We start from the raw sequence: 11,497 nt of genomic DNA, 5'->3' as shown, positions 1-11,497 counted from the left end.
GCCGACTTCAACGATGACGGCGTCGGCGATCTGATCGTCGGCGGCGACGGGTTGTGGGCGATGATCTCGACGCCCTGACAACCCGCCTGGAGCGGCGATCCAGTCTCCTAGCAGCCCGGGCTGCTAGCAGCCCGGGGTGCAATGCATCGTGTCGCCTCGCGCCGGAAATTTCGCCGAGGGCGCGAAGCCAAAACGCCGCTGTACCGGGCGTACTGCAAGTTTTGGCGACAAAGCCCTCGGCGAACATTCCGGCGCGAGGCATTGCACCCCGGGCTGCTAGCAGGGCGACGAAGCTCAGCCCCAGCACATCAGGCGAGTGTCGACGGTGATGCCACAGGTGAGACCCCAGCCAATGCTGACACGCACGAAGGACTCGGTCGGCGGGAAAAACTCGGGGTTGTTTGGATCGTTCGTCCCCTCACCCCAACACACGATCGCGCCCGTATCGCTGACCGCACACGCGCCGCCGGAGCCGATGTCGAGATCGACGTAAGAGGCCGAGGGAGGCCCCGGCAAGATCTCATCAAAGTCGTAGCCCCAGCACGAGATGTCGCCCGTGTTCGACGAGATCGCGCAGCCGACATGATCATAGGTATCGACCTGCGTGTAGCTGCCGCCAGGGACATCCTCGAGGGCCTCGTCGAAGATCACCCCATCGACGCTCCAGCAGGTCAGCTTCCCGCTGGACGCGAGGCCACACGCGAAATAATCTCCGGCCCCAACGCTGTCGAAGGAGCCCGTGCTCGTGGTCGCCTCTGGCCAGCACCGGGGCACCCCGGTGTCGCTGAGGCCACAGCCCGCGAGGGTGCTCCCGCTGACTTCGACGTAGGTCTCGGTCAGCTCGAAGCCCTCTGCACCGTTGAACCCACACCTGAGCGCGCCTGTGAGCTCGACGGCGCAGATGCCCCCGGCGCCCCCGCTGATGTCGACGAAGGGGCCCGCGTCCTCGAACCACATGTCGACGCCGTCGCCACACCACATGGCGCCGTCGGCATCGAGGGCACAGACCCTCCCGTTGTGGGCGGCGAGATCTTCCCAGCCGGTCTCGGGCGCGTCGCTGCCACCGGTGCCGGTGAGGGTGGGCGGGTCGACGAGCAGGAGGCAGCCCGACCCGAGCAAGGCCAGACCGCTGACGAGGGAGAGGGAAATCGAGCTCAGTCGCATTGTTAGAAGCTCCCCGTCATGACCGCGCCGCCCAGCGTGGGGACGACGCTCAGCCCGGTCTCGCGCGCCTTCTTGGGCCGCTTCGGGAGCACGATACCGGTGAGGAGGGCCGCGGCCCCGGTCCCGACCAGAACCCAACTCGCCGTGTTTCCAACCAGGAGGCCCGTCCACCCCCTCGTCGACATCCGCCTGTCGAAGTCGAGGTAGTAGGCGACGCCCGTGGCCGCGGCACCGATCGCGCCGACGCTCAGGAGGACGGACCCCGAGACGATGAAGCTGGTCCGCACCGCGCGGCGCCTGACCATGGCTCGGTCGACTGAGCTCGGCGCCGGGTTCGGGCTCGCTGTGAGGTCCACGTCCGCGCTCGCCCCCGGGGCCGGGCGCGGGCTGGCGACGCGACGGCCACCGGCCGAGATCCAGTCGGCCGCGCTCGCGTCGGCGAACTCGAGCTCGAGGCTGGACATCGCGACGTCGCTGGGGACGGCGAAGGACAGGCCCTCCATCGTCACGTCGGCGACCTTCCAGCTGGCGATGCCGATAACCTCGCCGCTGGTGCTGACGACGGGGCCACCCGAGTTTCCGGGGTTCACCGCCGCGTCGAGCTGGACGAACTGCTGCCCGCCGAGGTTGCGGTACCCGCTGACGATGCCCTTGGCGACCGAGAAGGACAGCTCCTCCCCCGCCGGGCTCCCGAGCACGAACACGTCCGAGCCGAGCGGGACCCGCTGACGAAAGGGGGACAGACAGGGCGCGCCATCGGCCACGTGGGCCTTGATCAGCGCGATGTCCTGGACCGCGTCGACGCGCACGACTTGCCCCGTGATCTCGGCCCCACCATAGGCCAGGAGGCTTACGGTCTGGTTGTCACCCACGACGTGGCCCGCGGTGAGCGCGAAGCCGTCAGGTGAGATCAGCACCGCGCTGCCGATCGCCCCCGGCACGCGCACGATGAGCGTCGCGCTCAGGGCGAACTCGGTCTGCAGGGGGAGCTGCGGGGCCGGGTTGGTGCAGCGTTGGATGCTCAGGCTACCCGACCACGTCGGCGCGGGCAGGTTGGACGCGCCGGGGGTCGGCCCGGCGGGGGGCTCAGCCGCGGCATCGCTTTGTGTCGCGCCGGAGACCGGCGCGGCCGCCTGAGACGGATCCGCTGGCGGCTGCTGGGCGCTCCCGAGCTCAGGGACCAACACCCCGAGGAGTCCAACAAAGTAGCCAACCTGGCGCGCGGAAAATCTCGGACGTTTCACGGGATCAGCCTCTCGCGAATCCGATCGACATACAATGGCAGGGGCTCAAAATTTCGCCTTGGGGAGCTTGTAGAAGTCACCATGGTTCTCGGGGTTGCCGTCGGCGACCCAGACCTTGGGGGCACCGGCGACGAGCATCGGAATCCCCACAGGCAAGATCAGAGTGACGGTCAGGTAGAGCCCCGCCATGTACAGGCCCTGCTTGAGGGGCTTGACGCGCAGCGTGATCTCGCCAGTTTCTCCGGTCAGGCGAAAACCCCTGGTGACGGGGTTCCCGTCGCGCACAAAGTAGAACACCGGGCGCTCAGAGACATCGACCGGGACGCCGCAGGGCATCGAACAGATCTCGTCGTAGAGCTGGGTGATGAGGACCGCGTTGGCGGTGACCGCCTGGGTCGAGGTGCTGTGGTGCCGGACGAGCTTGAGCACGCCTCGACTCGCGTCTGGCTTGTGCTCGATGACGTGGACGACCGGGCCGGTGGGCTGCGGCGGCGCGGGCTCGACCACCGGGGTCGGATCCGCAGCGGGGACCGGACTCACAGCCGGCGCAGGCTCGGCGGCCGGCGTCGGACCGGTAGGCGGCGCGGGTGGGATCTGGAGGCCGAGCGTCGTCGCCGACAGGGCGGCTGATACGAGGAGAGCTGAAAATGGTTGCAGCATGTCAAACTCTCGGCAGTTATGGATTGCTTGTCAATGCCGCGCCCCCCTACTTCGTAATTATGGGTTTCTTGTCAATGCTTTCGGCCACCACCGTGCATTCGCAGGCCGAGCGGGCCTCCCTCGGGTCGCTCGCGGCCGCCAGTGCCGGGTGATCGGCCCCAAGCCAATGGGCCGGTTCGGAGCTTGCCGGCTTCGAAGGTCCTCGTCACCCGGAACGAAGTTCGGCACCGCGGAGTCGACGACCGCTCGTGCGTCTCGACCAAACCGACGCCGACGGGGTCGCCGGACCCGACGTCAATTGGCTGCACCCACAACGTGGTTATCCCTCGCGCACAACGAAGAGCACGAGAGTGGTCAACTCGAGATCTCGAACTCCGCCCACGCATCCGAACGACCTTGGACCCTTGCGGCCGTGCGTGGCAGAGACGCTGACGGCCGCGGGGGTCTGCCGCGGCCGTCTGAGGTTACGTGCTAGCAGCCCTTTACAGCGGCTGAAAATGCACGAGCACCTCGGCGCCCGCCTGCACGGGCCCGGGCGGCACGCTCTGGCCGACCGCCAGCCCGGTCCCGACCGCGCGCAGATCCACATGGGCCTTGTCGGCCTCGGCGAGGGCCTGGACCAGCGTCAGCCCGGTAAAGTCCGGCAGCCCCGTCGTGAACTCGACGACCCGGTGCCCGGGCAGCGGCGGCTGGACGTCGAGGTCGGGGATGAAGCCCTCGACGAGCGCGGGGGCGTCCTCGGCCAGCGCGATCGGATCGAGGACCGGGACCTTGCCGTCGCTCCCGGGCACGCCGAGGTAGGCGAGCGCGCGGGCGCCGAGGCGCGAGAAGGCCGGCGCGGCGACCTCGTTGCCGTAGTGGCCGCCCTCGGGGTTGTCGACCGAGACCAGGATCACGAGCCGGGGGTCGTCGGCCGGGACCGCGCCGATGAAGCTCGCGTAGTACTGATCCTCGAAGTAGCCGCCCTCGGGGTTGGCCTTTTGCGCGGTCGAGGTCTTGCCGGCGACCTCGTAGCCTTCGATCTTGGCCTTCTTGCCGGTCCCGCTGCGGGTCTGAACCACCGCCGTCAACATGTCGAGCACGGTGTCGGCGGTCGCCTTACGCACGATTCGCTCGCTCTTGGCCCCGTCGCGGCGCTGATCCCAGACCACCTCGCCGTCGGCGTCGAGGACCTGCGAGACGATCGTCGGGGTGTGGTAGACGCCGCCGTCGGCGAGGGCCGAGAACGCGGCCGCGACCTGCAGCGGGCTCGCGCTCATGCCCTGGCCAAAGCTGACGTTGGCGGCCTGGATGTCGGACCACTTGCGCCAGTCGGCGACGAGGCCGGGGGTGACCGCGGGCAGCTGGATGCCGGGGCGCTCGCCGAAGTGAAACCGGCGGATCCAGCGATAGAGCGACTCCTTGCCCAGGGTCTCGTAGATCTTGGTCGTGCAGATGTTCGACGAGACCGCGAGGATCTCGGTCACGTCGAGCCAGCCCTTGTGCTTGGTGTCGCGGATCGCGTGGCGCGGCGTGTACTGCCAGCGGCCCTCCTCGCAAAAGAAGGTCTGGTCCGGGCGGATCGTGCCCTGCTCGAGGGCCGCGGCCACGGTGATCGCCTTGAGCGTCGAGCCCGGCTCGTAGGCGGTCTGGACGGCGAGGTTGACGGTCTGCGAGGCGCTCGCAACCGGGTGGTTCGGATCGAAGGTCGGACGGTTGACGAGGGCGAGGACCTCGCCAGACTTGGGATCGAGCACGACGATGCTGGCGCCGACCGGATGCCAGTTGCGGACCAGGGTGTCGATCTCCTCCTCGGCCATGGCCTGGATCGCCGAGTCGATCGTCAAGACCACCGTGTGCCCGCGCGAGACCCCGTGGTCGGGGTGACCGTCGACGAGCAGCTTGTGACCGACGCCGCCGAACGCGGCGTAGTAGGCGGGCGAGCTGGCCTCGCGCCCGGCGAGCTCGTCGTTGAGGCCGAGCTCGACCCCGAGGTTGCCCTGGCCCTGAGCGTTGACGCGACCGAGGGCGTGGGCGGCCAGCGAGCCGCGCGGGTAGACGCGGTGGGGATCTTGCTCGAGGCGAATGCCGGGCAGCTTGGCCGCGCGCACGGCCGCGACCTTGTCCTCGTCGAGGTTGAGCCGGAGCTTGCGGTAGGCCTTGTCGCGGTCGAGCTCGGCGGCGATGTACTCGGCCTGGTCGGGCCCAAACATGCTGAGCAGAAACTCGAGGACCTCGTCGGTCTTGCCGTGAGCCCGGATCAGGCGCGGGTTCATGACGATGCGCTCGAGCCGATCGTTGACCGCGAGCGAGATATGGTTGCGATCGACGACGTTGCCGCGGCTGGCCGCGAGGGTGTAGGTCCGCAGCTGCTGGCGGTTACCCTGGACCGCGTACTCGGCGTGGTGGTCGACGCAGATGCCCCACGCGCGCCAGCCCATGCCCAGGAGGCCGGCGATCACGAGGCCACCGACGACCGCCGAGCGACGCCGGATCGAGCGCAGATCGCTGGCCATCTCGGGCAGCTGCGGCAGCTCGGGCAGGGGCTGGAGCTCGGACAGCTTCGGCATCCGCCACGCCGCCCGCGGCTTCGATGACCTTCGCCCGGGCTTGGCCGCGGCGGCGTCCGAGTCCCCGGCGTCCGCCGCCTCGCCCCGCACCTTGTTCCGCCGCAACAAGCCGAGGCCGTGCTTCGCAATCAAGTCGATGTTCTTGCGGACCTTGCTCATGGCTGACTCCCCTGGTCGGACGCGGGCGCGGGCGCGGGCGCGGGCGCGGGCTCGGGCACGGGCACGGGCTCCTTGGCTGGGAGCAGCTCGATGCGCTGGATTCGCTCGGGCGGCGCGGGCTCCATGCCGAGGCGCGCGGCGGCCTGCTCGCCGACCCGCGCGGGCCGTCGCAGGTAGGCGCGCTCGGTCTCGAGCCGCCGCTTGCGATCGAGCAGGCGCTGGTGATCCTCGCTGAGCTCGGTGATCTCGTTGGCGACGTCGAGGATCTCGATCCGCGAGTCGACCCGCGCGAGCCCGACCCCGGTCAGGACCGCGAGCACGGTGAACAGCAGCAGCGGCGTCCCGTCGGCCCGGCGCCGATCGAGGAAGCTCGGCCGCTGCCCGGTCTGAAACTCGGGGTCGTCGGCCCGGCCCCAGCCGTGCGGTCGCGCCTTCTCGGCGTCGGCCTGGCGTTGCTGCCGACGCAGGCGCTCGGCCGCGGCGTTGCTCCCCTGCGCGCGCCGTCGCGAGCGCGGCAGGGTCACGACGGTCGTCGTCGCTTGGGGTTGCTCGGGGGGCCGGCGAAGACGAAGCAAGCTCATGGCATCACACGTTCGATGACCCGCAGTCGCGCGCTGCGGGAGCGAGGGTTGCGGGCGCGCTCGGCCTCGTCGGCCTGGACGCCCTTGCGCGGAAACCCGGCCGGGACCGCGTAGCTGGCCTTGGGCAGCTGCGCGGCCGTCAGCGGCAGCTCGCGCGGGACCTGCGGCGCTCGACTGAGCGCGGCGAAGCGGCGCTTGATCATCCGGTCCTCGAGGGAGTGGAAGCTGATCACGGCCATGCGCCCGCCGACGCACAGGCGCTGCGGGCCGACCTCGAGCAGCGCCTCGAGCTCGTCGAGCTCGGCGTTGACGAAGATCCGCAGGGCCTGGAAGGTCTTCGTGGCCGGGTGGATGCGCTTGCCGAGCGCCCGCCGAGCGCGGCCGGACATCGCGTTCTCGACCACGCTCGCCAGCGCCCCGGTCGTCTCGGGCCGCGCGGCGACGATCGCCGCGGCGATCCGCCGAGCCTCGGCCTCCTCACCGAAGCGACGAAGCAGCTCCGCGAGCTCGCCGACCTCGATCGTCGCGAGCAGCTCGGCCACCGTCTGCCCGCGGGTCGGGTCCATGCGCATGTCGAGCGGCGCGTCCGCGCGAAACGAGAACCCGCGCTCCCCAGCATCGAGCTGGTGTGAGGATACTCCGACGTCTGCGATGAGCGCGGAGATCTGGGGGATCTGGAGCTCGTCGAGGATCTTGCCGAGCTCCGAGAAGCGCGCGTGGCGAAACTCGAGCGGGCACGCGGAGCCCGCGAGGCGCGTCCGCGCATGGGCGAGGGCCGCGGGATCCCGATCAATCAAGATCACGCGAGCAGGGCGTCCGCGGCCCAGGATCGCGGCTGTATGTCCGCCAGCGCCACAGGTCGCGTCGACGACCGCGGCCTCGGGATGTGCGTTGATCGCGGGCGCGACCGCGGCGCTGAGCTGCTCGGCGAGCACGCTGACGTGGAATTCCGCCACCGTCCTCCCTCGTGCCAGCAACGCTTCAACGCGTCAAAATTTGCGCTGGAATCACCAAGACTTAGACGTCAGGCGTGTTTCCGAGTACAGGAGACCTGACGCGAGTTGACCCTGCGGTGGGCGAAGAGTAGCTTCCGCCCCCGGTTTGGGGCTCGCGATGCGAGAGGAAGCCTGATGGCGCCGCGAACGAGGAATTTTCGCCAGTTGCACGAGGCCTCAGAGCTCTTGCTCGAGAAGCTCGGGATGCTCGGTCCGAAGCAGCGGGCCGCCTTTGATGAGCGGTTTCGGATGTCGTGGATCTTCCACGACTTCGCGCTCGAGGGCACGGTCTTGTCGGTCGCCGAGATCAAGGCCGCGATCGATCCCGAGATCATCAGCACGCCGAGCCTGATCCCGGCCTACAACCACATCGCGTCGCTGTACGAGGGCATCGACTACATCCTGCAGTCGCGGGGCAAGCGGTTGACCCTCAACCTCGACTGGCTCAAGCGGCTCCACCAGATCCTGCTGCCGGCCGACAAGAAGGATCAGGTCCAGTACCGCAAGGACAACCCGATCCACCGGATGTATTTTCACGACCTCGCCCAGGCCGACAAGATCAGCTACCGCATGCGCAAGCTGACCGACTGGTTTCGGACCGAGGAGTGCAAGCGCGCCCACCCGATCGAGCTCGCGTGCGAGGTGCACCGCGAGATCATCCGGATCCTGCCGTGGCCCGAGATCAGCGGACGCGTGGCTCGACTGGCCATGAACCACATCCTGATCAACGAGAGCTACTGGCCGGCGATCGTCCACCACGTCGATCGCCACCGCTACTACGACACGCTCCAGCGCGATCAGGACGAGCTGCTCGAGCTCGTGGTCGACTCGATCCGCGAGGGCATGGTCGCAAGCAACAAGCTCTACCAGGGCATCGTCGACTCCAGCCGGGGCTTCTGAGTTGGCCGGAGCCACGCCGCCTATCGTCCGGGTCTACGCTCGCGCCCGCCTCCCCTCCCGCCACGGCACCTTCGAGGTCGTCTCGTTCACGGACTCCGAGGGCGCGCGCCTCGACGACGTCGCCATCATCCGTGGTGACATCGCTGGCGCCACCGCGGTCCCGACCCGGGTCCACTCCGAGTGCCTCACCGGCGACGTGTTCGGCTCGCTGCGCTGCGACTGCCGCGACCAGCTCGAGCTCGCCCTCGACCGCGTCGCCGCCGACAACTTCGGGCTGATCCTCTACATGCGCCAGGAGGGCCGGGGCATCGGCATCGCCGAGAAGGTCCGGGCCTACGAGCTGCAAGACGCCGGCTACGACACCCTCGAGGCCAACTTGCACCTCGGCTTCGACGGCGACCTGCGCCACTACGACATCGCCGCCGCGATGATCCACGCGCTCGAGGTCCAGTCGATCGTGCTCCACACCAACAACCCGCTGAAGGTTGAGGGGCTGGAGGCCAACGGGGTCGAGGTCGTGGCGCGCGAGGCGATCCTCAGCGAGCCGCGGGATGAGAACGTGCGCTACCTGCGCACAAAGAAGGCCAAGATGGGCCACGAGCTGTAATCGACCCCCCTGGTCACCTTAGACTTTGCCACGCACGGCCGCTGCGCGGCCGGTCGCTCGTTAAACTCGCTCGGTGGGCCCTGGTGTGCCTCGCAACGGTCTGCGTGGCCCCCTGAGAGGGGGCTCATGGTCTTTCGACCCCCCTGCTCACCTTAGACTTTGCCACGCACGGCCGCTGCGCGGCCGGTCGCTCGTTAAACTCGCTCGGTGGGCCCTGGTGTGCCTCGCAACGGTCTGCGTGGCCCCCTGAGAGGGGGCTCATGGTCTTTAAACCCCCCTGGGCGTTGGCGACTCTGCCACGCACGGCCGCTGCGCGGCCGGTCGCTCGTTAAACTCGCTCGGTGGGCCCTGGTGTGCCTCGCAACGGTCTGCGTGGCCCCCTGAGAGGGGGCTCATGGTCTTTAAACCCCCCCCACAGGTGTCCAGCAGCGCTGTGGTAGCTTCGCCTGATGGCAACCCGCCGCCGTTCCGGGGCCTCCCCTCAGATGCGCGAGTTGTACCAGCTGCTGCTCTTTCCCGAGCGCGCGGAATTTCTCGAGCAGAATCGCTTCGACGGATACCGCGTACACCTCGAACACTGGCGCGAACTCTCCGTCGAATTTCGCCGCGCCTTCGAGGCCGTCTATGCGCGCAAGAGCGCCGCGATCTTGCTCGTCCACGGTCAGCAAGGAACGGGTAAGACGCTGTTCGCGCGCACGGTCGAAGACGACTTCAAAGAGGTCGTCCGCGGCCCGGTGTCCAACCCGGACGAGAACCTCTGGCTCGTCCTCGCTGGCGGGGTGCCCATGGACCCCTCAGTCGGAGCACAGGCCGCCCAGACTACCGCTCTGCGGCGTGTCACCCCAGCGAGCGGATGGCTCGCAAATGAGCGGGCCTTCGCCTCCGGCGACACCCACGAGATGCGGGTGTTCTTGGTCGACGACGCCCATCGTGACGGGTTCGTCCGCGAGTGGGCGGAGCTCACACAGGGCGAGTACATGCGCCTGAAAGCTGACAACCAGTCCGAGACCGTGTTGGAGTCGGTCGCGCAGCGCCTCGTGGAAGACTGCCGCGGCGACTTCCAGCGCTCGTTGTTCGTGCTGCTGTCCAACAACACCGAGCTCCTCGAGAAGCTGCACAGCGAGCTCGAACGCTGGCATGCAGGGTTGTCTCGGATCCTGCAGCTGCCGCTGCCCGATCCGGCCCTCAAAGAGAAGATCGTCCGCACCAACACGAACCGCCTCAATCGCCGGAGCTACTGGTACTGCCTCGACCGTGGCGGCCCGAGCGAAAAACGCCAAGCATTTCGGACCTTGCAGGGCGAAGGTGGCTTCCTCGACGCGTTCAATGCCATCGATCGGGCGCTGGGGTCGAGCTCGTCGAGCCGCCCGGGCCGTCCCGCCAACAAGAACCTCTTGACCCTCGTCACGCTGGGCTCGGATCCGCTCACGGTCCACAGCTACATCACCGACCTCGAGCTGCAGCCTGATGACGAGGATCGCGGCGAGCACGTCGGCGCCTGGCTGTTCCGCCAGCAATGGGCGTCCGCGCTGTCGGCCGACGATGATGCCTACGCGCGCCGAGCCGAGCTGCTCGAGTCGGAGTTCACGCTTCGGTGGGTCACGCTGGACATGAAGGCCACCTGGTGGCTCATTAATGGGCCCGACGACGACCCCATCTGCGACCGCCTCGTCCATCTGATGCGCATGCTTCCGAGCATCGGTGACACTCGCCCCGCGAAAAAGAGTGCCCAACAAGCGTTTGCCAAGCTCGACGCGGACGTCGGAGCGCTGGCCGGAGGTGAGGCCCTATCCGATTTCGAGACACAATTTCGAGACGCGGGGCGGAACCGAAGCGTCGGCTACGAGGCTCAGCTCGCGCGGCGCTTTGGTCAGCCGCTCTCACGAGGTCTCGTCCAACTCGCCAGCGTTCGTCCCGACATCATCCTCGAAGAGTACGAGCCGTGCGCGGTCACCAACGCAAACTCGGACGAGGCCAAGGCGATTGAGCAGGTGATTCGACGAGCCTGTCATGTCATCGAGTTCACAGCCCACCTTCAGCCCGACCTGCGTGGGCTCGATGGCTATCTCCGCGACAAGGTCAAGGTCTACGCGACGCTGCTCGAGTCGGTCTGATACGCCCCACGTCAGCTTTGCTCTGCATGCGGCGGTCTGGAAGTAGCGACCGAACGACCGGCCGCGCAGCGGCCGTGCGTGGCAGAGTCGCCAACGCCCAGGGGGGTCCAAAGACCATGAGCCCCCTCTCAGGGGGCCACGCATTCGAGGGCGAAGCTCATACCAGCCCACCGAGAGAGGGAGCGCAGCGACCGAACGACCGGCCGCGCAGCGGCCGTGCGTGGCAGAGTCGCCAACGCCCAGGGGGGTCCAAAGACCATGAGCCCCCTCTCAGGGGGCCACGCATTCGAGGGCCAAGCTCATACCAGCCCACCGAGAGAGGGAGCGCAGCGACCGAACGACCGGCCGCTTGCGGCCGTGCGTGGCAGAGTCGCCAACGCCCAGGGGGGTCTAAAGGCCATGAGCCCCCTCTCAGGGGGCCACGCATTCGAGGGCCAAGCTCATACCAGCCCACCGAGAGAGGGAGCGCAGCGACCGAACGACCGGCCGCTTGCGGCCGTGCGTGGCAGAGTCGCCAACGCCCA

At 68.4% G+C, this 11,497-nt stretch carries 9 protein-coding genes; 3 read left to right on the top strand and 6 right to left on the bottom strand.

Going from position 1 to position 11,497, the window contains the following annotated elements; genetic code table 11:
- Positions 1-294: 294 nt before the first annotated feature.
- The 6 genes from ENSA5_RS17200 to rsmH all read right to left on the bottom strand — a co-directional run bounded on the left by ENSA5_RS17200 (position 295) and on the right by rsmH (position 7,313).
- A complete protein-coding gene (locus ENSA5_RS17200; protein ID WP_106392758.1) occupies positions 295-1,164 on the bottom strand; it encodes an RCC1 domain-containing protein in 870 nt (289 codons plus the stop codon).
- A gap of 2 nt (positions 1,165-1,166) precedes the next feature.
- Positions 1,167-2,408, bottom strand: coding sequence for a S1C family serine protease (locus ENSA5_RS17195; RefSeq protein WP_106392757.1), 1,242 nt, complete (start codon positions 2,406-2,408; stop codon positions 1,167-1,169).
- Positions 2,409-2,453: 45 nt separating this feature from the next.
- Positions 2,454-2,948 carry a hypothetical protein gene (locus ENSA5_RS17190; protein ID WP_146155798.1) on the bottom strand — a complete coding sequence of 165 codons (495 nt, stop codon included), beginning with the start codon at positions 2,946-2,948 and terminating at the stop codon, positions 2,454-2,456.
- Between the two features lie 602 nt (positions 2,949-3,550).
- Positions 3,551-5,776 carry a PASTA domain-containing penicillin-binding protein gene (locus ENSA5_RS17185; protein WP_106392755.1) on the bottom strand — a complete coding sequence of 742 codons (2,226 nt, stop codon included), beginning with the start codon at positions 5,774-5,776 and terminating at the stop codon, positions 3,551-3,553.
- Complete coding sequence (locus ENSA5_RS36045) at positions 5,773-6,357, bottom strand: hypothetical protein (RefSeq protein ID WP_146155797.1); 585 nt, start codon at positions 6,355-6,357, stop codon at positions 5,773-5,775. The genes ENSA5_RS17185 and ENSA5_RS36045 overlap by 4 nt, the downstream gene beginning before the upstream one ends.
- Positions 6,354-7,313 carry a 16S rRNA (cytosine(1402)-N(4))-methyltransferase RsmH gene (gene rsmH, locus ENSA5_RS17175; protein ID WP_106392754.1) on the bottom strand — a complete coding sequence of 320 codons (960 nt, stop codon included), beginning with the start codon at positions 7,311-7,313 and terminating at the stop codon, positions 6,354-6,356. Before rsmH ends, ENSA5_RS36045 begins: the two co-directional genes overlap by 4 nt.
- Positions 7,314-7,517: 204 nt before the next feature.
- Between rsmH and ENSA5_RS17170 the strand changes: the two genes are divergently transcribed.
- The 3 genes from ENSA5_RS17170 (at position 7,518) to ENSA5_RS17160 (ending at position 10,973) form a co-directional block, all read left to right on the top strand.
- The gene (locus ENSA5_RS17170) at positions 7,518-8,252 is read left to right on the top strand and encodes a Fic family protein (RefSeq protein WP_181197849.1); all 735 of its coding nucleotides are present in this window, start codon (positions 7,518-7,520) and stop codon (positions 8,250-8,252) included.
- A 1-nt stretch (position 8,253) separates the two neighbouring features.
- Positions 8,254-8,859, top strand: a complete 606-nt coding sequence (gene ribA, locus ENSA5_RS17165) for a GTP cyclohydrolase II (RefSeq protein ID WP_258182884.1) — start codon at positions 8,254-8,256, stop codon at positions 8,857-8,859.
- A gap of 485 nt (positions 8,860-9,344) precedes the next feature.
- A complete protein-coding gene (locus tag ENSA5_RS17160) occupies positions 9,345-10,973 on the top strand; it encodes a hypothetical protein (RefSeq protein ID WP_106392752.1) in 1,629 nt (542 codons plus the stop codon).
- Positions 10,974-11,497: the final 524 nt, after the last annotated feature.

Origin of the sequence: Enhygromyxa salina, assembly GCF_002994615.1 — a bacterium.
Lineage (GTDB): Bacteria > Myxococcota_A > Polyangia > Nannocystales > Nannocystaceae > Plesiocystis > Plesiocystis salina_A.
The sequence above is the reverse complement of the archived record's forward strand: the minus strand, read 5'-3'. Positions and strand labels throughout refer to the sequence as shown.

Excerpts from the sequence above, each read along its gene's own strand:
- ENSA5_RS17160 (WP_106392752.1), top strand. The coding sequence starts at position 9,345 with ATGCGCGAGTTGTACCAGCTGCTGCTCTTTCCCGAGCGCGCGGAATTT.
- ENSA5_RS17200 (WP_106392758.1), bottom strand. The coding sequence starts at position 1,164 with ATGCGACTGAGCTCGATTTCCCTCTCCCTCGTCAGCGGTCTGGCCTTG.
- ENSA5_RS36045 (WP_146155797.1), bottom strand. The coding sequence starts at position 6,357 with ATGAGCTTGCTTCGTCTTCGCCGGCCCCCCGAGCAACCCCAAGCGACG.
- ENSA5_RS17185 (WP_106392755.1), bottom strand. The coding sequence starts at position 5,776 with ATGAGCAAGGTCCGCAAGAACATCGACTTGATTGCGAAGCACGGCCTC.